Origin of the sequence: Planococcus sp. FY231025, from assembly GCF_052078085.1 — a bacterium.
GTDB lineage: Bacteria > Bacillota > Bacilli > Bacillales_A > Planococcaceae > Planococcus.
Genome location: NZ_JBQJJG010000004.1, coordinates 559,293 through 582,420, shown reverse-complemented (window position 1 = coordinate 582,420; position 23,128 = coordinate 559,293). Strand labels below are relative to the sequence as shown.

Sequence of the window (23,128 nt, the reverse complement as noted above, 5' to 3'; positions counted from 1 at the left end):
AGCTTTTTTATAGGCAAGCGAGGATCGCTTGCTTGGATTTTTCCGAGACATAATGCTTTTCACGGAAAACGTTATATTCTTTCTCACGGATCGCAAACAGGATTTCCCGGTAGACGAGTCCGGCCCCTTTTACCGCCAGGCGGGACTGGAGCGGATATTCCTGGATCGTCTCGAACGAATGCCGGTAATAGCGCTCAGCTTCAGCGGCAAGTTCTTCCCATACCGCTACAAACGGCTGATTCACCTCGTTTTGACGCAAATGGGTTTCTGTCAGTCCGTGCTTGCGCATGATTTTTTCCGGCAGATAAATCCTGCCAATCTGCAGGTCCTGTCCCACGTCCCGGAGGATATTCGTGATCTGCATCGCATAGCCGAGTGATACTGCGCCTTCCTTCAGCACCGCCTCTTTGCCAGGCGCCAGGACCGGCAGCAGCATGAGGCCGACGCTGCTTGCGACATGGTAGCAATAGACCAATAAATCCTCAAGCGTTTCATAACGGCTGTCAACAAGATCCATTTCCTGTCCGGCAATCAGGCAATTGAATGCTTCCTCGTCCATCTGGAACGTTGTGAAGACGTCATGCAGCGCGACCCACATCGGATTTTCCGCATCAAACGAGCCGGAGAGGAATTGCTGGAAAGCCCCTTTGAACCTTGCCAGTTCCACTGCAGGATTCCCCCCCTCATCCACGATATCGTCAACCGTACGGCAAAACGCGTAGACGGCCCAGACCGCTTTCCGTTTTTCCTTCGGCAGCAGCGAAAAGGCTTTGTAGAAGCTTTTAGAATTGGCAGCAATAATTTCTTCACAGCGATTGTAGGCTTCCCTTACATCCATCATGAACCGCTCCTTTCACTGTTGAACTCGAGCTCCACTTCTTCCGCCAGCAGCTTTGCTCCCTGCATGACAATCGGGATGCCGCCGCCCGGATGGACGGATGCGCCAACAGCAAACAGGCCGCGCGTCTTGTACGGTTTGACCTGCGGCCGGAAAACGCCGGATTGGAATAGCGTCGGGCCGATGCCGAAACTGCCGCCCTTGAACAATCCGAATGCTTCCGCTTCAGAAGGTGTCCGCACTTCCATCCATACCACTGCATCCCTTAACCCCGGAAATGCCAGTTGTTCGGCCCGGTCCACTACTTCGTCAATCCAGGCCGTTTCCGATGCCCAATCGACATCTGAACCTGCCGGGACCGGAATGAGCACATACAGCACGCCTTTTCCTTCAGGCGCAAGCGAAGAATCGATCTTGGAAGGATGGAACGTATAGAATGCGGGATCCTCAGGCAATTTCTTTTTGCTGAACACACTGTCCATATGTCCAGAATAGCTGGAACCGATAAAGAACTGGTGGACATTTACATCTTCGTATACTTTGTCGAGCCCGAAGTAAAGCAGCACACAGCCCGATGAAGGGATAAACTCCTTCTTTTTTATACCGGGCAGCACCGAGGCAATCGACGGAAAGTCTCCATTATATATTACGCCGTCGAATGGCTGGAATCCTGCCTCAGTTTCAATACCTTTGGCAGTTCCTTCTTCGACTACTAAATTTTTCACCGGCGTCCCGGTATGTATGGCTGCGTTCGGACGGCTCCTCAATTCCTCTTCCAGGAGCGGTATCAGGCTGCCATAGCCGCCTTTCAAATAATGGACGCCGTGTTCGTGTTCGCTGAATGGCACAAGCGAATAGATTGCCGGGGCATTGAAGGGGTCTCCGCCGATGTAAAGCGCCTGCAAGGTGTAAGCCAGCTGCAGGCGTTCATCTTTGAAATAATTGGACATCAGCTTTTTCACCGACTGCTGCGGCTTCAGCTTCATCAGTTTTTTGATGTTCCCCGGTGTCCAGAAGTCCGCCTTGTTGACGAATGAATGCTCGAGAAATGCCGATGCGCCGACATCAAACCGTTCTTTGCCTTCTTTCATGAAGCGGCAGAACCCTTCCTGTTCACCCGGAAAGACCTTTTCCACCTCTTCCAATTGGCGCTCGAAATCTGGATACTTCGTATAGACCTTTCCGTCCGGAAAACGGATCGTATAAAGCGGGTCGCAAAGGAGCAGTTCGTACCGCTCCTTTCCGACGCCTGCTTCTTGGAGCAGCTTCTTGAACATCTCCGGCAGCAGGACAATGGTCGGCCCTTCGTCGATCCGGAAACCGTCCCGTTCCACAAACGTCAGCCTTCCTCCAAGCTTATCCTCTTTTTCAAAGATGGTGACATCAAATCCCTGTTTGGTCAGGAAAAGTGCGCTCATGAGCCCGCCGACTCCACCGCCTACAATTGCCAGTTTCATCGGGACCCCTCCCATGCAGGCAGCGGCATGATCGGGATCGGTGCTTTCCCGTGCTGTTCGAAAATGCCGTTCGTGGTGATCCGCGCCGATTCGAGAATGGTCGGAAGCCCGCTGCCCGGATGCGTTCCACCTCCGACAAGCCAGCAATTATCCAGTTCTTCGAATTTATTGTGCGGACGGAAAATCATCATCTGGGACAATTGATGCCCGAGATTGAACGTTGCGCCTTTGTAAACGGAGTAATCTTCTTCCCAGCCCATCGGAGTCAGCAGCTTCTCCTCGACGATGTGGCTGCGCAGGCCTTTAAATTCAGTTTTTTCTTCGATGATGTCGAGGACCAGCTCGCGGAATGTCTCTTGTTCCTGCTCCCAGCCGATATCGCTGAAATTGTTCGGAACCGGTGCCAGGATATACAAAGCCGATTTCCCGTCAGGCGCGAGAGTCGGATCGGTGACGCTGGCATTCTGGATGTAGATGGACGGATCTGCAGACAACATGCGCGTATTGGTAATTTCTTCTACATTTTTCTTGTAATCCTTTGAAAAGACGATGGTGTGGTGGGACAAATCGTATTTTTTGTCCAGCCCCAGGTACATCATGAACGTTGAACAGGAGTATTTCTTCTTCTCCAGTTTTTCGGGCGTATATTTCTTAAGGATCCCCGGCTCCACCAGATGGGTCATCACATGGGCAAAATCGCCATTGATGATCACTTCGGAAGCCAGTTCAACATCACCGTTCTCAAGTTCCACACCTTTTACTGCCCGGTTTTCGATCACCAGTTTGTTGACGCCGCTGCCCGTATGGATGCGGCCGCCCAGTTCCTTGACCACTTTCGCCATCGCCTGGGACAGTTGATTGACTCCGCCGATCGGATGGTAGATGCCGTATGCATGCTCCATATAGGACAAGATTGTAAATGCACCAGGGCATTCCCAAGGGGACATCCCCAGATACTTCGACTGGAATGCGAAAGCCATTTTGAGCCGCTCATCTTTAAAATAACGCGAGAGCACCTCATACAGGGTCTTGCTGACTTCAAGTTCCGGCAGCGCCTTGATCACTTTCGGCTGCATCATGTGGATCAGCCGGTCCATTCGTGATTGAAGGAGCGGCGTTAATGCTTCAAGCTTCCTGCCTGTCTCGTTCATAAAGCGGACGTAGCCTTCCCCGCTGCCGTCAAAATTTTCGTCGATCTGTTTTTTCATTTCCTCAAAATTATGTGTCATCACGAGGTTTTGGTCTTCAAAAATCAATTCATACATCGGATCCAATTTCACGGCATCCATGTAATCGTTCAAATCCCTGCCGGCAATGCTGAAAAGCTCCTCTACCAGATGGATCATGCTCAGAAAAGTCGGTCCTGTATCGAAGACGAAATCCCCCAGCCGCAGCTCGGCGTTGCGCCCTCCTACCCAATCCTGCTTCTCGTAGACATCCACTTCATACCCCTGACTTGCCAACAGCATGGCAGCGGCTAAGCCTCCAGGCCCTGCTCCAATAACAATCATCCGTTCTTTCATGACTTAACCTCCGTCCAGTCCAACTCGCTACAAAAGTTAGACATTACTTATACATACATTATATATAAGCTTTATAATTTTAACCAGCAATAAGGATAGAGAAAGAGTAGTGAATTTTCAATAATCTTAACATTTTTCTTGAAAAATTACTTTTATTACGCAGCGCTTTAAACCTAAAACGAAGCAGTGATGTTATTGAAGGAATTGGAAGATAAGGTTTTCCAAAAAAACTTGTGGGCTAGGCTAGAAGGTTTATGACTTTTATTAAGCTTCCTAAAGTCTTTCGATTATCTAAATATTTACATTAAAAAGTGTTAATATATCTAACAAACTGATACTACTATAGGTACTATTCTTCTTTTTTATATTTTATGTAAATTTTTTATAGTATTTTCCATTTCTCTCAGATATATTTTAAATGTTATGAAAATTATATCTCTTACGAGGGGGAACGAATTTGAAGAAGAACATCTTTGTCAGCACGACTTTAGCTGCAGTTCTTGGATTCAGCGCGCTGGCTACAGGCAGTGTCTATGCAGCGCCGACCACCAAGGCGGCTGATGCATTATCCAGCTTTACCGAAGTCTCTGGAACACCCGCGGATCTGGGCGTGGCCAATGACGAACGGCTAATCGAAATGCTCAAAAAAGACGGACGTTTGGCGAAAGACGCAAGCCCTGAAGATGCCCAAAAAGCATTGCAGGCATTTCTGAAAGGAAAAGCTGAAAGTAACAGAAAAGCCGAAGCGCAAAATCCTCTCACTAAAAAACATGAGAATTCCCTGAGGGATAAAGCGAGCGGCCAAGGCCTGACAAACGGCAAAGGCAACAAGCTCGGCGAAGCCAATAAAGCCACTGTGGCTCCTGTCGAGAACGAAGCGTTTGACGGCGAAGTCCGCAAAGACAAAGTGCTTGTCCTCGCCATCGACTTCCCGGATTATAAAACAGGTTCTATCACACCGGAAGAAAGCGATATGTTCTATGAAGATTATCCGACCTCGCATTTTGAAGACATGGTCTTCGGCGACAACGGCTATAAAGGCCCGAATGGTGAGAATTTCGTCTCCATGAAACAATATTACGAACAGCAGTCAGGCGGCAGCTATACATTCGACGGCCAAGTAGCCGGCTGGTATACAGCTGACAATCCTGCAGCTTTCTATGGCGGCAACTATCCTGGACCTGACGACAGTGACCGCGCAGCTCGGCTTCTAGTCCGAGAAGCGTTGAAAAAAGCGGGGCAGGATCCATCAATCGATCTTACTGAATACGACGCTTGGGACCGTGACGATTACGATGGCGACGGCGTCTACAATGAGCCGGACGGCATCATCGACCACTTGATGGTTGTCCATGCTGGTGTCGGCGAAGAAGCCGGCGGCGGTAAACTTGGCGGAGACGCTATCTGGTCTCACCGTTCAAGCCTTGGCTTGGTGGCAGTACCAGGCGGCACATCCAACAGCGACCGTTGGGGCGGAGTGTTAGCCGCTTCTGATTACACAATCGAACCGGAAGACGGCGCAGGCGGCGTGTTCGCGCACGAATATGGCCACGATCTCGGCTTGCCGGATGAATACGATACGCAGTACTCAGGAACCGGTGAAGCGGTAGCTTACTGGTCCATCATGTCAAGCGGCAGCTGGGCAGGGAAAGTACCTGGAACTGAGCCGACCGCGTTCAGCCCTTATGCGAAAGAAATGCTTCAAGCAGTCCACGGCGGCAATTGGCTGACAGGGACTACACTGAACGAAAAAGACATTACAGCAGCAGGAACGACTGTATTGATTGATGAAAACGTTACGAAAGGCAAGAACAACGACACAGTGCGCGTCGACTTGCCGGAAAAAGCGACGGATGTGAACACACCATTCAGCGGCACAAAAGAATACTTCAGCGGCAAAGGCGATGAACTGGACAACTCGATGTCAGTTGAAGTCGACTTGACGAATGCCACTTTAGCGGCTTTGAACTTTAAAGCTTGGTACGACATTGAAACAGACTGGGATTATGCTTCTGTCAAAGTGAACGGAAAATCTATCCAAGGAAATATCACGACAGATACAAATCCGCACGACCAGAACCCAGGCCACGGCATCACCGGCTCTTCAAACGGCTGGGTGGATGCAAGCTTCGACCTTTCAGCTTTTGCAGGGCAAAAAGTGACGGTTGAACTGAACTATTGGACAGACGTAGCAGCAATCAACCCAGGCTTCTACGCTGACGATCTTGTCATCACTGCAGACGGCGAGACGATCGTTTCTGACGACGCAGAAGGCACTCCTGCTTTCACGCTCGCCGGTTTCACGCAAGATGAAGGAAAAGTCTATTCTGAAAGATACTATCTGCTTGACTGGCGTTCCCACAACGGTGTTGATGAAGGCTTAGCCAACATCCGCCGTGGAGCAAGCTTGATGAGCTACGATAAAGGCCTGCTTGTCTGGTACGTGGATACCTTCTACACAGACAACTGGACTGGACTGCACCCTGGCGAAGGCTTCCTTGGCGTAGTCGATGCTGACCAGCACACGAACTTCTGGAGCGACGGCGCTGTCGGTTCTTCACGCTACCAGTTGAACGATGCAGCTTTCAGCTTGAACAAATCTTCTAAGATGTTCCTTGATTACCGTGTGATCAACGGCTTGTCGTTGGCCGACAACTTTACAAAACGCAACCCGCTGTTTGATGACAGCGCTGACTACAGCAACCCGGGAATGGACGACGCAGGGCGCAACGTCCTGAGCACCGGCCTGAAATTCCGTGTGACTGGCGAAAGCTCTGACGGATCAGTCGGGAAAGTGCACATCTTCAAATAAGAAACAATGGCCCGGCGCATCCGTTGCGCCGGGCCATTTTATGGATTCGGATCAAACAAAAAAGCAGCAGGCGGACACCGGTCTTTCCGGGTCCCCTGCTGCTTTTCTTCTATTATATATATCCGATCTTATTTAAGGATTTTGATTTTTACGTTTTTGCGTCCCCATTTAAGCGCTGCGCTTTTCGATGGGATGAAGACGTCGATTTTGTTTCCTTTAATGGCGCCGCCTGTGTCGCCGGCTACTGCATAGCCGTAACCTTCAACGTAAACTTTCGTTCCAAGTTTGATCACTCTTGGGTCAACCGCAATCACTTTCAATCCCGGGTTCTTCTTCAAGTTAAGGCCTGTTCTTGTAATTCCGGAACACCCTTTGCATGATGCTGTATAAGCTGAAGCTGACACTGTGAATTCTCTGACAACCGTGCCGGAAGCTGCACGTGATGGTGTTTTGGCTTTCGAAGCTGTTTTAACCGCTTTGCCGGTTACTTTCAATTTCTGTTTTGGTTTGATGGTAGTGGATTTCAATTTGTTCCAGCTGATCAAGCTGTTCACCGATACTTTGTGCATTTTAGAAATTTTATATAAAGTGTCCCCACTTTTTACTGTGTATGTATTTGAAGCTGCTGAACTTTCTAGAGATGTACCAAGAAATAAAACTAGTGCAAAACTCAAGACGATTAGTAGTTTTTTCAATTTGTTCTCTCCTTTGTTTGTTTTTGCAGTACAAACAAAATAACACGTAAACATTACAGTTGTGTAACAGTTGGAGGGGCATTTCATTACAATTCGACTATTTTTCATGACAATAATGCTCATTATGTCATTTCAAATCCTCTTTAAGGGGTACAAAAGAACGCCAAGGAGATGGAAAAACGGCTTTTTGGACATAAAAAAGTGGATGCTCAAGAGAGCATCCGCACTGGCTATTTATTTATTGGCTTTGTGGACTTTCAAGGTCTTCCCTTTGATGGTCTTGTCTTTCATCGCTTTCAGGACCATCGGCCCTTTGCCGTTCAGGATGTCGATGTAGGTGACGGTATCCTGGATTTTGATGATGCCGATGTCTTCGGCCGTGACGCCCGGAATGCTCGTAAGAGTGCCGACAAAATCGAATGCCCGCAGCTTTTTCTTTTTGCCGCCGTTGAAATACAACTTCAGGATATCTTTGTTCACCTGTTCGTTTTTATTCTTTTTCAGCTTCGGCCGGCTTTCCAGCTTTTCCGTGAAAGCAGGCAGCGCCGCATGCACTTCGCGCTCGGAAGGTGCGGTGCGCTCTTCGATGCTAAAGCCGATATACGCTTCGATCTCCGCAAGGAATTTATCCTCATAAGGCGTAACGAATGTGATTGCCTTGCCGGTCTTCCCCGCACGTCCTGTCCGGCCTGCCCGGTGGACATAGCTTTCTTTCTCAAGCGGAATATCGAAATTGATGACGTGGGTGATGCTGTCGATATCGATTCCGCGCGCGGCAACATCCGTTGCCACCAAGTAGCGGAATTCGCCCCTTTTGAATTCATTCATGACGTCGAAGCGGTCTTCCTGGACCATGCCGCCGTGCAGTTTTTCACACGTGTAATGGTGCTTTTCAAGCTGCTCCATGACAAAATCGACGTTATCCTTTGTCCGGCAGAAAATGATGCAGCTGTCCGGATTCTCGGTAATCGTCAGATCCCGCAGCAAAGCGAACTTCTTCTTTTCCTCGACCCGGATCAGCGAATGTTCGATGCGCTCCGTGATCGTTTCCGAAGAGGCGATTTCGATATGCACCGGGTCGACCATGTATTTGCGCTGCAAGTTCTCGACATTTTCCGGCAGCGTCGCAGAAAACAGCATCGTCGTGCGCTGTTTCGGCAATTTGCCGATGATCGTTTCCACCTGTTCAATAAAGCCCATATTCAGCATTTCGTCCGCTTCATCAAGCACGAGGTATTCGATGCGGCTCAGATCGATTGTTTCCCGTTCAATATGGTCCAAGACGCGCCCAGGCGTCCCGACGACGACGTGGCATTTCTGTTTCAGTTCGGCCTGCTGGAACGCAAAAGGCTGCTTGCCGTAGACGGCAGCCGCTTTGATGCGTTTGAACCGGCCAATATTCGTAATGTCTTCCTTCACCTGGTCCGCGAGTTCGCGGGTAGGCGTCAGAATCAATGCCTGCGGCTTGTTTTCTTCCCATTCGACGAGTTCGCAGATCGGGATGCCAAATGCTGCGGTTTTCCCGCTCCCTGTCTGCGACTTGACTGCAGCATCGGTTTTTCTGAGTGCGACCGGGATGACTTTCTCCTGCACCTCAGTCGGGCTCTCGTAGCCTAAACCTTCCAGCGCCTTGATGATCGGTTCGCTTATTTGAAAATCCTTGAATTGTTTTTCGCTCATTTTGTTATTGCTCCTTCTCCGTCCAAATTAGACACGTTTCTCTATTATCGCACGGATCCCCGTTTTTCTCCCTTTAAACGATTATTGAATTTTATCGCCGGTGCCGCAGCGCAAAAAAAAGCGGCAGGAAAATTCCACCGCTTTTATTCCCTTATTGATCGAGCAGGCTGACGGACACCTTGACGTCCAGCGACTGGCTGCCGCCCCGATAAACGCCCTGCACCGGACTGACGTCATTGTAATCGCGCCCTACCCCCACCATGATGTGGTGTTCGAGCGCTTCCACGTTATTCGTCGGATCGAGGCCCACCCAGCCGATTCCCGGAACCATCACTTCGACCCAGGCATGGCTTGCCGCGTCCCCGACCAGGGCAGAGTTTTCGCCGACGTACAGATAGCCGCTGACGTAGCGGGCCGGAATGTTTTTGGCGCGCAGGATGCCCAGCATAACGTGGGTGATGTCCTGGCAGACGCCTTTCATAAGCTCGAATGATTCCTGCGCCTGTGTCGAAACCGTCGTTGATTCGCCGTCATACGTAAAGCGGTCGTGCAGGTAATTCATGACATCGATCGAATACTGGACCGGATTGATCATTTCGCCGAGCGCCCCATTCACTTGCCCAATATGCTCAGGCGTCAGGTACGTATAGGACGTGTTGCTGAGGTAGGCCAAGTATTGTTCCGCGAACAGCTTTGAATGGAAGATGGCCTCCATTTCCGGCGAGTAATCGATGCGGTGGATGAACGGGCTTTTCTGGATGCTGACCGTCGACGTCGCCTTCACTTCAAGATGGCGGTGATGTTCGGCAATGAAGAACGTCTCGACGTTATTTCCCCAGATGTCGATATGTTCTTTCGTCAGGGATGCCGGCGTGATATCCGCCCGGTATGAAAGCAGCCGCTGGCATTCATCGGACCTCGGCTTGAGCCGGATGGAGTTCATGCTTTGGTCGACAATGGTTTCGTATTCAAAGATATTCGTGTGCTCAATTTTATATTTCATAGATGCATTTCCCTTCGCACTCATGGATTGTGTTTGTGTCTGGCTGGCCGCCTGTTCTTCAACAGACGGATCGATCAGGTAATAGGTTTTGGAGAACAGCTGGCCGATTTCATTGCAGCCGTCCTGGAAGTGGTTCAGGAACTCCAGCATGCCGTCTGTCGACAATTCATCCAGGTCCACTTCTTCGAATTCGGTCCGTACTTGATCAAGCTTGGCGTAAAGTTCCCAGGAATAATGGGAAATCTTTCCTTCCTCAAGTTCATCGATCGCTTCCCTGACATGGTCAAGGCAATAGCGGATGGATCTAGGGAAGGTTTTATTGGCAATCAGGAAACTCAAGACTTGGCGCGGATCCATTCTTGGGGGATTGGCTTTCAAGTATGCGTCATAGGCGTTCGTCATGCGCAGCGCCGACAGCCAGTAATAATAATTTTCCGTCTGGGCGTTCAGCTGCTGTTCATACGTCCGCTCACATACGACGTTCAGGATGCGCGCTGTTTTTTCCGCGCGCTCCAGCCATTTTGCGATTTTGATGATCTGGTATTCCACTCCGCGGGCCATTGACGCTTCGACGATCCCTTGGGAGGTCAATGACGTGTTTTTCACCCGGTCCAGGAAATAACGGATTTCAGCCGTCTGGCAATTCCGGGTGTCCATGTCCTGGAGGGCCAGATAGCAGCGGTTCCAGGTTTTCCAGTAATCGTCGGTGATATGGTCCCGGCTGACCCGGGCGTTTTCACGGGCTGTGCGCACGCAATTCGCGACGGAGTTGGGATTTTCTTCAGCTACCGCCAAATAACTCACCAGCTGGCCTTCATTATAATCGGATTGTGATTTCAGCGCATTCAATTTTTCGCTTGAAGCACAGATTTCATAAATCAATTTCCAGTCGCTGTCGCGGACAAGCTCTTCGTCAGACGCTTCGATCATCTGAAGGAGCTGGACATCCAGAATGCGGGCGTTATTCTCCGCCCGCTCCGCATTCCGTGACAGCCAGTACAGCGAATTCGCAACTCGGCTCAGCATCACAACGCCCCCCTTTCTTCCTTCTCTTTATAGACCCAGGTGTCTTTCCCGCCGCCGCCCTGGGAAGAATTGACGACGAGCGAACCTTTTTTCAGCGCCACGCGGGACAAGCCGCCGGGCAGGACGCGGGTGTTTTCCCCTCTCATGACAAACACGCGCAAATCGACATGGCACGGATAGAATTCTTCTCCCTGGTAGGCCGGCGCCCTTGAAAGCTTGATGGTCGGCTGCGCAATATACTGATGCGGCGCTTCAATGATTTTTTCACGGAACAGCTCGATCATTTCCTTGGAGGCATGAGGGCCGACCAGCATATCGTAGCCGCCGGAAGCACCGACATTTTTCACGACCAGTTCTTCCAGGTGTTCAAGTACCCATTTCTTGTTTTCTTCGTTATCAAGCAGATAGGTTTTCACGTTATCGATAATGGGCTCTTCGCCCAGATAATAGCGGATCATTTCCGGCACATAGGCATAGATCGCTTTATCGTCCGCCACGCCGTTTCCGATGCCGTTCAAAATTGCGACATTTCCCTGGCGGTAGGCTTCCGTCAATCCGCGGACGCCCAGTGCAGAGTCTTCCCGGAACGCTGCCGGGTCCAGGAAATCGTCATCGATGCGGCGGTAGATGATATCGACACGTTGAAGGCCGCGGATGGATTTCATGTAGACGATATTGTCCTTCACCAGGAGATCCCGGCCTTCCACAAGGTCGATGCCCATCTGCTGGGCCAGGAAAACATGGTCGTAATAAGCGGAATTGTACATGCCCGGCGTCAGAAGGACGGCGAACGGCTTTTCATTGGTGGTCTTAGGTGCGTGGTCGAGGATGGCTTCGTGCAGATAGGACATCTGGTGTTCAAGGGCATGGACGGAATGATTGCTGAAGAATTCGGGATAGACTTGCCGCATGACGTAGCGGTTCTGGTAGACGTAGGACATTCCCGAAGGATTGCGCAGATTATCCTCGAGCACGTGGTACTTGCCGTGTTCATCCCGGATCAAATCAATGCCAGCCAGGAAAATGTGATTTTTCAGCGGGATGTCGATGCCTTGGACCTGCTTGGCATAATAATAGGGGTTTTCCTCCACCAGCCTGCGCGGAACTATGCCGTCATCCAGGATCTTGCCTTCGTGGTAGACATCGTCAAGGAAACGGTTAAGGGCTTCGGTCCGCTGGATCATGCCTTTCTCTATCGTTTCCCATTCTTCCGGGGAGATGATGATCGGCACAAAATCAAAGGGCATCGTCCGCTCTGTGCCGACATTGTTATTGTAGACCGTGAAGGTAATGCCTTCCCGCAAAAACGATAATTGCGCTGTTTCGTGCTTTTCTTTCAGTTCCTCTTCAGAGAACTTGCGGAGTGTATTATAGAACTTCCTGTAATGGGGCTTTGGAGTTCCATTTTCATCAAACATTTCATCAAAAAACGGTTTGGTGCTGTAAGACTCGAACATATGGACCCTCCTTGTGAAGTGGATTAACTGCATTGCACCTGTAAAGGCAGAAAAAAGCTATGGCTCTTTTCTTGGGAGCTATAGCTTTTCTCTGAGTTCATTTTATCCTATTTTAACGTTAAAATGTTAAATTTTCTGAAAACTTATTTTTTCTTGTCATCTTCATCCACATTCTTTTTCAACGATTCGCTGTAGGCAGTGCTGCCGCCGTAAACGCCCCCGCTTGGAGTCGTTCCGGTTGAAGATGTGCTCGATGAAGAGCCTGAAGAACCGCCGGCTGTACCGGAAGTGCCGCTTCCCGCTTTGTCGGAGCTCGACATTCCTGAAGTGGATCCAGCAGAAGAGCCTGTAGTCCCGGAGCCTGTCGAACCGGAACTTGTCGATCCGCCGACTTCTTTGTTCAGCGTTTCATTGGCTTTGTCGAGTGCATCTTTTTCCTTGTCCAGCATCTGCTGTTGACCTTCCATTGCGCCTTTGACAGCTTCCACCGCTTTGTTGACAGTCGGTTTCATTTTATCGACCATGCCGCCGGACTGCTCATTCAAACGGTCCAAGCCCTTGACGACCGATTCTTTCAAATTGCCTGCCTGAGTAGTTGAAGTTCCGCCTTGCCCTTCTTTCTTCTGGGTCATAGCAGCCCCAATCAATGCTCCTACTCCCAATAAAACCAACTTGCCGAATGTACCGCCAGATTTTCTAGCCATATCTACCACTCCTTCATCATTTTAAAATGTACTGTATTAATTAGTATTGACTATTTCAAATATTTTCAAACCTTTCATGAAAAAAATAAAAGACACCATTCATTGGATGAGGTGTCTTGGGTGGCCGTCCTTATACTATTTTGCCTTCTTCCTGCAGCACTTGCTCGAAAGCTTCCACTACCGCCGGATCATACTGGATTCCTGCAAGATCTTTCAGTTCTTTCATCGCGTATTCTGCCGTAAAAGCTTTCCGGTAGGCGCGGTCTTCGGTCATCGCGTCAAATGTGTCGCAGACTCCGATGATCTTCGCTTCCGTCAAAATCTCTTCATCTTTCAAGCCGAACGGGTATCCGCGGCCGTTGACGCGCTCATGATGCTGTTCGACAATATCCGCCAGATCGGCGTATGCGGTTTGGCGCAGCATTTCCGCTCCGTCGCCGGGATGCTTTTTTACCAGTGCGAATTCTTCGTTTGTTAATTTGTCCGGTTTTTTGAGCACTTCTTCCGGAATGTTGATCTTGCCGATGTCATGAAGGATAGAAGCAATGAATAAATTATGGATACGGGCTCTTTCCATTCCCATTTTCGTAGCTGTTTTGACTGCATATTTAGAAACCCTGGAGCTATGCTTAAAGGTATATCGGTCTTTTAATTCTACTTTTTCGCCTATTTTACGTAAATCCTTTATTTCTTCGCTAAGATAATGAAAAGTAGGAGTGTTAGAAACAGAAAGAATTTTCACTTCTGTCTTTGCTAGGAAATATACAGTCTCTTCAATCCCTATCGCAGAAATAAACCCGCCTTTTTTAATCTGAACTTTTTCTCCGTCTAATTCTGCTTCAACTTCTCCTTCTAATATATAGAAAAATTCTTGAACATTCTCGCCTTCTCCAGGAAGCAGCACAAACATTTTATCTTTCAATACAGTTTGTACCATCAGTTCCACTCCATCGCTACGCCCTAAAAGACTGAGTGTAGTGGACCCATTGCTAACTGTTTCAAGATAATTATCTTTCAGTATATTTAAGCCTTTCACAAATCCACTTCCTTCTAAAAAAACTATGAGAGCATAGGAATCCTATACTCTCATAGTAATTGATGAACCCATCTAAGTACAATCTATTCTACCAATCAATAACGTGAATCGGATCAATCATAGCAACCCGGTCAGCAAACTGGACCGGAATCCATACAACTTCCACTTTCACGCCGGCAGCAGTAGCTTTTTCGACACCGATGCGCGTCATTTCCTGCGTTTTAACGTCCAATTTATTGATCAGAGCGTCCACTTTTTCATCATATTTCGCCGTCAACAAAGCGCGCTTTTCAGCATCTGCTTCGTTGGCATACGCGAAAAGGTATTTTGCGTACAAGGCCTCCGCTTCTGCTTGCACTTCAGCGATTTCTGCATATATCTCTGCATTTACTTCTTCAACCTCCGCCAATGCTTCAGCGATTTCCGGGCTGATTCCCTCTTCTGCCGCAAAGGCCGAAGTGCCGAGCATCACCGTAAGAATCACCGAAAACAAGGCAGCAATTGCACTTTTCTTAAACATTCTCATTCCTCCAATCAGGTCGGTTGTTGCGGTAACAATCATGCCAGCCGGCTGGCGATATAGTGGAGGTTCCCCCTGAACTTCCAGTACATAGACCGGTGTAAAATAGCTGGCCCAACTCCTTTAGTATATAAGAACCGGGTATATAGTACAACAATATTCACCAAATCTTAACATTCATTAAAACCTTATGTACTATTCCGTTCTTGCATAATAAAAAGAACCAGAAGCGCAAGCTCCTGGTTCTTCTCGATTTATGGCAATACAGTTGATCCCATCAGGAAACGGTCGCATTCTCTTGCGGCTTCGCGCCCTTCATTGATCGCCCACACAATCAGGCTTTGGCCGCGGCGCATATCGCCGGCTGCAAAAACGCCTTCCACGTTCGTCGCGTACTTGCCGTACGCTGCTTTGACTGTTGATTTCTCGGTAGTTTCCACATTCAGCTGCTGGATCAGCCCTTGTTCAGGGCCGCTGAATCCGATGGCCAGCAGGACTAAGTCCGCTTTCCAGACTTTCTCGGTGCCCGGAATCTCTTCACGGATGCGGTTGCCGTTCTCATCAATCTTCAGTTTTACGTTTACGGTATGCACTTCCTTGACGTTGCCTTCTTCGTCTCCGACGAATTTTTTCGTCATGACTGCGAACGCTCGCGGGTCATGGCCGAAAGCGGCAGCCGCTTCTTTTTGGCCATATTCCACGCGGTGAATGCGTGGATACTGCGGCCATGGATTTCCGGCTTCGTCGCGGATCGCGCCTTTTTTATCGTAGACATCAAACTGTACAAGGTCCCGGCAGTTCTGGCGCACCGAAGTGGCCAGGCAGTCCGTTCCCGTATCTCCGCCGCCGATAACGATGACGTCCTTGCCTTCTGCGGAGATAAAGTTGCCGTCTTCAAAATTCGAATCCAGCAGGCTCTTCGTGCTGCTATGGAGGAAGTCCATCGCGTAATGAATGCCTTTCAGCTCCCGCCCTTCCAGCTGGACGTCACGGTGGACTGTTGCTCCGCCGCACATGACGACAGCATCAAAATCCGAACGGAGCGAAGAAACAGGATAATCTTTTCCGACTTCCGTATTGGTGATGAACGTAATGCCTTCCTGCTCGAGGATCTTCACCCGGCGCAGGACGGTATCATACGACAGTTTCATCTCGGGGATGCCATATGTCAGCAAGCCGCCGACGCGGTCGCTGCGTTCGAATACTGTGACAAGGTGTCCGGCTTTATTCAGCTGGGCTGCTGCAGCCAAGCCGGCCGGCCCGGAACCGATGACCGCCACTTTTTTGCCGGTCCGCGTTTTCGGCGGCTCCGGAACCACCCAGCCTTCCGCAAAGCCTTTCTCGATAATGGAGCGCTCCACCGTCCGTATCGCTACAGGAGGCTCGTTGATTCCCAGCACACAGGCGCCTTCGCACGGCGCCGGGCAGGCAGCTCCCGTAAATTCCGGAAAGTTGTTCATGACATGTTCCCGGTGCAGCGCCTCTTTCCACTGTCCGCGGTAGACCAGGTCGTTCCATTCAGGGATCAGGTGATAAACCGGACAACCCGTCGTCGCACCGGCCAGCTCCATTCCCGATTGGCAGGTCGGCACGCCGCAATCCATGCAGCGGGCCCCTTGCTTCCTGACTTCTTCATCTGACAAGGGAATCGTGTAATCGGTCCAATCCTTGGTCCGTTCCGCCGGATTCCGCTCTTTGATCGTCTGGCGGCTGTAATCCATAAAGCCTGTCGCTTTTCCCATCCAACCCCTCCTTAAACATCTATTTTCCGGCTCCCGCCATCTTGCTTTCTTCAAAAGCCGCCATTTCGGCATCAAACTTCGACATGCCGCTCTTCTGCAGCTTGTCGATGCGGTCGTTGATCTTCAAGTAGGCTTTCGGAATGACGCGGACAAACTTCTCCGAGAAGATGTCCCAGAACGCCAGAATCCGTTTGCCGTTGCTGCTGTCCGTGTATTGGACATGCTTTTGGAGCATTTCGCGCAATTCCTCTTTTTCGGCCGGCTCCGCAAGCGGCTGCATGTGGACCATCTCAGGATTGCAGCGGCTGCTGAACGTGCCGTCCTCATCAAGGACATAGGCCACTCCGCCGGACATTCCGGCGGCAAAGTTCTTGCCGGTCGGGCCAAGGATGGCGACGCGTCCGCCCGTCATATATTCACAGCCGTGGTCTCCCACGCCTTCTACGACGATTTGCGCGCCGCTGTTGCGGACGGCAAAACGTTCGCCGGCCACTCCATGGATATACGCCTCTCCAGAGGAAGCCCCGTAAAACGACACGTTGCCGATGATGATGTTCTTCTCAGGGACAAACGTCGAATCCGGCGCCGGGAAGACGATGATCTTGCCTCCCGACAAGCCTTTGCCGACAAAATCGTTGGCATCTCCGACAAGCTTCAGCGTCATGCCTTTTGGAATGAACGCTCCGAAGCTTTGGCCGGCAGAGCCCTGGAAATTGAATCTGACGGTATCTTCCGGAAGCCCTTCGGCTCCGTAGCGCTTGGAAATCGCGCTTCCGATAATCGTGCCGGTCGCCCGGTGGATATTGCGGATCGCGGTCGTCACTTCCACCGGTTCGCCGGTTTCGATTGCATTCCGGCAGCGCGGCAGGAGTTCCTGGTAATCCAAGGTCTGGCGAAGGCCATGATCTTGTTTGACCGTGGCATAGCGGCCGACTTTTTCTGGAAGGTCCGGCTGGTGCAGCAGCACCGACAGATCCAGCCCTTTCGCTTTCCAGTGGTCGATGTCTTCTTTCATTTGCAGCACATCGGTTCTTCCAATCATTTCATCGACTGTGCGGAAGCCGAGTTCCGCCATCAGTTCGCGGGTTTCCCTTGCGATAAAGCGCATGAAGTTCGCGACATGCTCGGGATCACCCATGTACTTTTTGCGGAGCTCCGGGTTCTGTGTCGCGATGCCGACCGGACATGTGTCCATATGGCAGACGCGCATCATGATGCAGCCGAGCACGACGAGCGGAGCCGTAGAAAAGCCGAACTCTTCCGCGCCCAGCAGCGCTGCCGTGACGACATCGCGGCCGGTCATCATTTTGCCGTCCGTCTCTACGACGATGCGGTCGCGCAAGCCGTTCAGAAGCAAGGTCTGATGGGTTTCGGCCAAGCCGATTTCCCATGGCAGTCCGGTATGCTTCAGGCTGGTCTTAGGCGCAGCGCCGGTCCCCCCGTCATAGCCGCTGATCAGGACGACGTCCGCCCGGCCTTTTGCAACGCCGGCGGCGATTGTCCCGACGCCGACTGCGGAGACCAGCTTGACGCTGATTCGGGCGCGCGGATTGGCGTTCTTCAGATTGAAGATCAATTCCGCTAAGTCTTCGATCGAATAGATGTCGTGGTGCGGCGGCGGCGAAATCAGTTCAACGCCAGGCGTTGAACCGCGCACTTCCGCTACCCACGGATAAACTTTCTTGCCCGGCAGATGGCCGCCTTCTCCCGGTTTCGCCCCTTGGGCCACCTTGATCTGGATTTCATCGGCATTCACCAAATAATGGCTCGTCACGCCAAATCGCCCTGACGCCACCTGCTTGATCGCGCTCCGGCGGCTGTCGCCGTTCGCATCCGGAACAAAGCGATCGGATTGTTCTCCGCCCTCGCCGGAATTTGAGCGGCCGCCGATGCGGTTCATCGCGATCGCCAGCGCTTCATGCGCTTCCTGGCTGATGGAGCCGAACGACATCGCGCCGGTTTTGAAGCGCGCACAAATCTGCTCGATCGTTTCCACTTCGTCGATCGGCACCGGCTCTTGCTTCTTGAATTCCAGCAAGCCGCGCAGCGACTGTACGGCTGAGGTTTCGCCCGTCAATAGGCCGGTGTATTTTTTGAACGTATCGTAATTGTTGGTGCGGCATGCCTGCTGCAGGGTATGGATGGTGACCGGATTGTACGCATGCGCTTCGCCGTTTGCCCGGTACTGGTATTCATCTCCCGGCTCAAGAGCTCCTTCGCCGCCCTCCCGTTCAGGAAAAGCCTGCCTGTGGCGCATCAGCACTTCTTCAGCGATGATATCCAGCCCGATGCCCCCTAGCCGTGATGGCGTACGGGTGAAATAACGGTCGATAACGTCCATATGGATGCCGACGGCTTCGAAGATTTGGGCGCCTCGGTAACTCTGGATGGTCGAAATGCCCATTTTCGACAGCACTTTAATAATGCCGTCCGTCACAGCACTGATATAGCGCTCTTCCGCTTCGTCATATGCTGCGCCGGCAAGATCACCGGACAAGGCTAGCTCCTCTACCGAACGGAGCGCCAAATACGGATTGATTCCTTCCGCACCGTACCCGAGAAGCACAGCATAATGGTGGACTTCCCGCGGTTCCGCGGATTCAAGGAGGATGCTCAGTTTTGTCCGCGTCCCTTTCCGGATCAGGTGGTGGTGCAAGCCGGATACGGCCAATAGGGCCGGGATTGCCGCATGTTCTTTATCGACGCCGCGGTCGGACAAGATCAGCAAAGTCACACCTTCTTCATATGCCGCATCCGCCTTTTCGAACAGCGCTTCAAGCTCCTGCTCCATCGCGGCCGCTCCGCCTTCTTTTGCAAATAAAATCGGCAGCGTCACTGCCTTGAATTCGGGCAGCTGCTGTTGGCGCAGTCGCTCCAATTGCCCATTCGACAAGACGGGCGACTCCAGCCGGATTTGGCGGCAGCAGTCAGGGTCCGGCTGCACCAGGTTGCCTTCTGCTCCGATGGTAGTCCGTGCCGCTGTGATGATATGCTCACGGATTGCATCGATCGGTGGATTCGTCACTTGCGCAAACAATTGCTTGAAATAGCTGTACAAGAGCTGAGGTTTTTTCGATAGCACCGCCAGCGGCGAATCATAGCCCATCGAACCGACCGGGTCTTTCCCTTCCGCAGCGAGCGGTTTGATGATTTTCTGGACTTCTTCTGTCGTATAGCCGAAAGCTTTTTGCTGTTCAAACAACTCTGCCGCATCCGTAGTGTTCTGGGAAGCCGCCGGTTCCGGGAGGTCCTCCAAATCGAGCATATTCGTTTCAATCCAGTCGCGGTATGGCAGTTCCGCCGCAATCTGCAATTTGATTTCTTCGTCCGGAATGATTTTGCCGGCTTCGAGATCAACCAGCAGCATCTTGCCCGGGTGCAGGCGCTCCTTATAGACGATGTCGTCCGCAAAAATATCCAGCGCCCCGACTTCCGACCCCAGGACAATCATGCCGCTTTTGGTCACATAATAGCGAGCAGGGCGCAGCCCGTTGCGGTCAAGGCATGCCGCAATCTGGTTACCGTCCGTGAAGACCAGCGCCGCCGGCCCGTCCCAAGGTTCCATGAGCGTGCTGTGATATTCGTAGAAATCCCGCTTCTCCTGTTTAATGGTCGGATCGTTCACCCAAGGTTCAGGGACCATCATCATGGCCGTATGGGCAAGCGAGCGGCCCGACAGATGCAGGAATTCAAAGCAATTGTCGAACATTGAGGAATCGCTGCCGCTTTCATCGATGACCGGCAGCACCTTTGCAAGATCCTCTTCGTTGAAGTAAGGGGAAGTGCACATCTGCTGGCGTGCGCGCATCCAGTTGACATTCCCTCTTAGCGTATTGAATTCGCCGTTATGGATGGAATAGCGGTTCGGGTGTGAACGCTGCCAGCTCGGGAACGTATTCGTGCTGAAGCGGGAGTGGACGAGTGCAAGGGCCGATTTGAATTCGGGGTGGTTGAGGTCGATGTAGAACGAATCCAGCTGTTCCGGGATGAGCATGCCTTTATAGACAATCGTCCCCGCAGACAGGCTGCTGAAATACACATCTTTAAACGCCTCTTCCTTGCCCATCTCAAACTCGATGCGCTTACGGATGATATACAATTTCCGCTCCACGTCCATACGGCCTGTCAAATCTTCCGAAGCTTCGATGAACACTTGGCGGATCACCGGTTTTGTTTTTGCAGCCACTTTACCGACAAATGAATCGTTGACCGGCACCGGGCGCCAGCCCAGGCATTGCTGCCCTTCTTCCTGGACGATCAGTTGAATGATCTCCTTCACTTTCATGCGCAGGTCATAATCCTGCGGCATGAACATCATGCCGATGCCGTACCGGCCTTCCGCCGGGAGTTTTATGCCTTCCTTTTCACATTGCTTGAGGAAAAAGCGATGGGGAATCTGCGTCAGAATGCCTGCTCCGTCTCCTGTGCTGGTATCGGACGATTGGCCGCCGCGGTGTTCAAGATTGCAAAGAATATTGACCGCATTCTGGACGATGGAATGCGATTTCTCGCCATTGATATTTGCGATCATTCCGATGCCGCATGCTTCATGCTCCTGATCCGGGTGGTAAAGCCCTTGTGGTAATGGATATTCTTTCTTTATCAATCAAACCGCCCCCTTTAATGTGCTAGAGTGTCATATTATCAGAAAATTATATCATAGACAATGAATATATATACATATTTTATGCGAAAAAAATTTATTTCTTGTAAAAAGAATTGAAGAATTCTCTTGAAAACGCTTACAAATAGGCTTTAATTGCTCCGAACGATATATTATAATATGAATAATTATGCATGATAATAATTCAAATAAAAAAAGACCTATGTATAATAGGCCTTTTCATCAATCATTATTCCCGGCTGCTTTCCATCGGAAAATTGCGGATCGCTTCCAGGAAAGCTTCTCCGTATTTCTCGAGTTTATTGGCGCCGACGCCGTTCACTTCAAGGAATTCGTCTTCTGTTTGCGGCTTTCGTGCGCACATATCCTGAAGTGTTTTGTCCGAGAAGATGACAAACGGCGGTACACCGGCATCGTCTGCCAGCTCCTTGCGGATTTTCCGCAGCTCTTCGAACAGCGGATCGTTCTGGGTGATCTGTTTGGTGACAACCGCCCCTTTGCGCAGCACTTTGCGCTTCCCAAGGAGGACATCGCGTCCGCCGTCCGGCACATAGATTGTCGGGAATGATCCTTGTTCGACGGCAAGAAGTTCTTGCGAGATCATGAACTCGATCAAGTTCGCCACTTCTTTTGCGTTCTGGTGCTTTAAAATGCCGTATGTGGACAATTTATCAAAACCAAAATCGAGCACTTTCTTATTCCGTGAACCTGTCAGCACTTGCGCCGTCATCATCTTGCCGAATTTCTGGCCCATCCGGATAACGCACGACAGCACCATTTGCACATCCTGGGTCACGTCCTTGCTTTCCCGGTCATCGCTGCAGCTGCTGCAATGGCCGCAAGGTTCTGCGCCCGTATCGCCGAAATAGTGGATGATGAACTGCTGAAGGCAATTTTCGGTATGGCAATAATCGACCATTCCCTGAAGTTTCGCCAGCTCGCCCGGAATCCGGCTCGGATCCTGCGCCTGGTCGATCAGAAAGCGCTGCGTCTGGACATCCTGCGACGCATACAGCACGATGCACTCACTCGGCAATCCATCACGCCCCGCTCGTCCCGCTTCCTGGTAATAGCTCTCCATATTCTTCGGCAGCTGATAATGGATGACATAGCGGATATTCGATTTATCGATCCCCATGCCGAATGCATTTGTCGCGACCATCACGGTCACTTCGTCGTTCAGAAAACGCTCCTGCCCGATTTTGCGTTCATGATCCGGCATGCCTGCATGGTATTTCGCAGCCTTGACGCCTTTTTTAATGAGCATTTCGTACACGGAATCCACCGTTTTCCGGGTCGCAGCGTAAATGATGCCCGCTTCTTTTTCGTTTTTCTGAACATATTCCTTCACGAACCGGTCTCGGTCCTGCCCCCTGATTACCGAGAACGTCAAATTGGCACGCTCAAAACCGGTCATGACGGAATTCTGCGCTTCGATATCAAGCAGGCGGCAGATGTCTTCCCGCACCTGCGGCGTTGCCGTCGCAGTCAAAGCGAGCACTGTCGGGTTGTTCGGAAACAAGCCGGCCATCCGGCTGATAAGCCGGTAGCTTGGGCGGAAATCATGTCCCCATTGGGAAATACAATGTGCTTCGTCCACTGCGATCAACGGCACATGGACACCTTGCAGTTCATTCAGAAACATTTCCGAATCGAGCCGCTCCGGCGCAATATAGAGGAGTTTGATCGCACCGCGTTGCACATCATAGAGGGTTTCGCGCACTTCTTCAAAGCCGAGCGAGCTGTTTATATACGCCGCCGGGATGCCGGCAGCCAAAAGTGAATCCACTTGGTCCTTCATCAATGAAATCAGCGGAGAGACGACGATTGTCGTGCCTTCCATGACAAGGGCCGGAATCTGGTAGCACATCGATTTCCCGCCGCCGGTCGGCATGACGCAAATGGTGTTCTGCCCGTCAAAGACCTGGGATATCGCCTGCTCCTGCCCCGTCCGGAAGGACTCATAGCCAAAGTGCGACTGCAGTAATTTTCTTGCTTCTTCCAACAAAAT

General features: G+C 51.1%; 14 protein-coding genes. 1 reads left to right on the top strand and 13 read right to left on the bottom strand.

All coding sequences use genetic code 11. From position 1 onward, the window contains the following. Positions 1 to 7 precede the first annotated feature (7 nt). Genes ACTL32_RS06035 through ACTL32_RS06025 form a run of 3 tightly spaced genes read right to left on the bottom strand, consistent with a single transcriptional unit; the run spans position 8 to position 3,818 of the window. Positions 8 to 841 (bottom strand): phytoene/squalene synthase family protein, encoded by an 834-nt coding sequence (locus ACTL32_RS06035; RefSeq protein WP_441340620.1) that lies wholly within the window; start codon positions 839 to 841, stop codon positions 8 to 10. Next, complete coding sequence (locus ACTL32_RS06030; RefSeq protein WP_441340619.1) at positions 838 to 2,295, bottom strand: phytoene desaturase family protein; 1,458 nt, start codon at positions 2,293 to 2,295, stop codon at positions 838 to 840. Before ACTL32_RS06030 ends, ACTL32_RS06035 begins: the two co-directional genes overlap by 4 nt. Then, positions 2,292 to 3,818 carry a phytoene desaturase family protein gene (locus tag ACTL32_RS06025; RefSeq protein ID WP_441340618.1) on the bottom strand — a complete coding sequence of 509 codons (1,527 nt, stop codon included), beginning with the start codon at positions 3,816 to 3,818 and terminating at the stop codon, positions 2,292 to 2,294. Before ACTL32_RS06025 ends, ACTL32_RS06030 begins: the two co-directional genes overlap by 4 nt. A 457-nt stretch (positions 3,819 to 4,275) precedes the next feature. Here ACTL32_RS06025 and ACTL32_RS06020 point away from each other — a divergent pair, with 457 nt between their 5' ends. Beyond that, complete coding sequence (locus ACTL32_RS06020; RefSeq protein WP_441340617.1) at positions 4,276 to 6,630, top strand: immune inhibitor A domain-containing protein; 2,355 nt, start codon at positions 4,276 to 4,278, stop codon at positions 6,628 to 6,630. A 128-nt stretch (positions 6,631 to 6,758) separates the two neighbouring features. Here ACTL32_RS06020 and ACTL32_RS06015 read toward each other — a convergent pair whose 3' ends face one another. From ACTL32_RS06015 to recQ, 10 genes are all read right to left on the bottom strand, one after another. Beyond that, positions 6,759 to 7,325 (bottom strand): 3D domain-containing protein, encoded by a 567-nt coding sequence (locus tag ACTL32_RS06015; RefSeq protein WP_204891385.1) that lies wholly within the window; start codon positions 7,323 to 7,325, stop codon positions 6,759 to 6,761. A gap of 234 nt (positions 7,326 to 7,559) precedes the next feature. Continuing rightward, positions 7,560 to 9,005 (bottom strand): DEAD/DEAH box helicase, encoded by a 1,446-nt coding sequence (locus ACTL32_RS06010; protein WP_441340616.1) that lies wholly within the window; start codon positions 9,003 to 9,005, stop codon positions 7,560 to 7,562. A gap of 151 nt (positions 9,006 to 9,156) precedes the next feature. Continuing rightward, on the bottom strand, positions 9,157 to 11,034 hold the full coding sequence (locus tag ACTL32_RS06005; protein WP_441340615.1) for an alpha-E domain-containing protein: 1,878 nt from the start codon (positions 11,032 to 11,034) through the stop codon (positions 9,157 to 9,159). Then, positions 11,034 to 12,491, bottom strand: a complete 1,458-nt coding sequence (locus ACTL32_RS06000) for a circularly permuted type 2 ATP-grasp protein (RefSeq protein ID WP_441340614.1) — start codon at positions 12,489 to 12,491, stop codon at positions 11,034 to 11,036. Before ACTL32_RS06000 ends, ACTL32_RS06005 begins: the two co-directional genes overlap by 1 nt. Positions 12,492 to 12,634: 143 nt before the next feature. Then, a complete protein-coding gene (locus ACTL32_RS05995; protein ID WP_441340613.1) occupies positions 12,635 to 13,195 on the bottom strand; it encodes a hypothetical protein in 561 nt (186 codons plus the stop codon). 130 nt (positions 13,196 to 13,325) lie between these two features. After that, positions 13,326 to 14,231: an HD domain-containing phosphohydrolase gene (locus ACTL32_RS05990; RefSeq protein WP_441340612.1), complete on the bottom strand. Its 906-nt coding sequence runs from the start codon at positions 14,229 to 14,231 to the stop codon at positions 13,326 to 13,328. Positions 14,232 to 14,319: 88 nt separating this feature from the next. Further along, a complete protein-coding gene (locus ACTL32_RS05985) occupies positions 14,320 to 14,751 on the bottom strand; it encodes a hypothetical protein (RefSeq protein ID WP_441340611.1) in 432 nt (143 codons plus the stop codon). Between the two features lie 254 nt (positions 14,752 to 15,005). Continuing rightward, positions 15,006 to 16,493, bottom strand: a complete 1,488-nt coding sequence (locus ACTL32_RS05980) for a glutamate synthase subunit beta (RefSeq protein ID WP_441340610.1) — start codon at positions 16,491 to 16,493, stop codon at positions 15,006 to 15,008. 19 nt (positions 16,494 to 16,512) lie between these two features. Next, a complete protein-coding gene (gene gltB / locus ACTL32_RS05975; RefSeq protein WP_441340609.1) occupies positions 16,513 to 21,099 on the bottom strand; it encodes a glutamate synthase large subunit in 4,587 nt (1,528 codons plus the stop codon). 247 nt (positions 21,100 to 21,346) lie between these two features. Next, entirely contained in the window at positions 21,347 to 23,125 is a 1,779-nt protein-coding gene (gene recQ, locus ACTL32_RS05970) for a DNA helicase RecQ (protein ID WP_441340608.1), read from the bottom strand. Positions 23,126 to 23,128 lie beyond the last annotated feature (3 nt).

Excerpts from the sequence above, each read along its gene's own strand:
- ACTL32_RS06035 (WP_441340620.1), bottom strand. The coding sequence starts at position 841 with ATGATGGATGTAAGGGAAGCCTACAATCGCTGTGAAGAAATTATTGCT.
- ACTL32_RS06030 (WP_441340619.1), bottom strand. The coding sequence starts at position 2,295 with ATGAAACTGGCAATTGTAGGCGGTGGAGTCGGCGGGCTCATGAGCGCA.
- ACTL32_RS06025 (WP_441340618.1), bottom strand. The coding sequence starts at position 3,818 with ATGAAAGAACGGATGATTGTTATTGGAGCAGGGCCTGGAGGCTTAGCC.
- ACTL32_RS06010 (WP_441340616.1), bottom strand. The coding sequence starts at position 9,005 with ATGAGCGAAAAACAATTCAAGGATTTTCAAATAAGCGAACCGATCATC.
- ACTL32_RS06005 (WP_441340615.1), bottom strand. The coding sequence starts at position 11,034 with ATGCTGAGCCGAGTTGCGAATTCGCTGTACTGGCTGTCACGGAATGCG.
- ACTL32_RS06000 (WP_441340614.1), bottom strand. The coding sequence starts at position 12,491 with ATGTTCGAGTCTTACAGCACCAAACCGTTTTTTGATGAAATGTTTGAT.
- ACTL32_RS05995 (WP_441340613.1), bottom strand. The coding sequence starts at position 13,195 with ATGGCTAGAAAATCTGGCGGTACATTCGGCAAGTTGGTTTTATTGGGA.
- ACTL32_RS05985 (WP_441340611.1), bottom strand. The coding sequence starts at position 14,751 with ATGTTTAAGAAAAGTGCAATTGCTGCCTTGTTTTCGGTGATTCTTACG.
- ACTL32_RS05980 (WP_441340610.1), bottom strand. The coding sequence starts at position 16,493 with ATGGGAAAAGCGACAGGCTTTATGGATTACAGCCGCCAGACGATCAAA.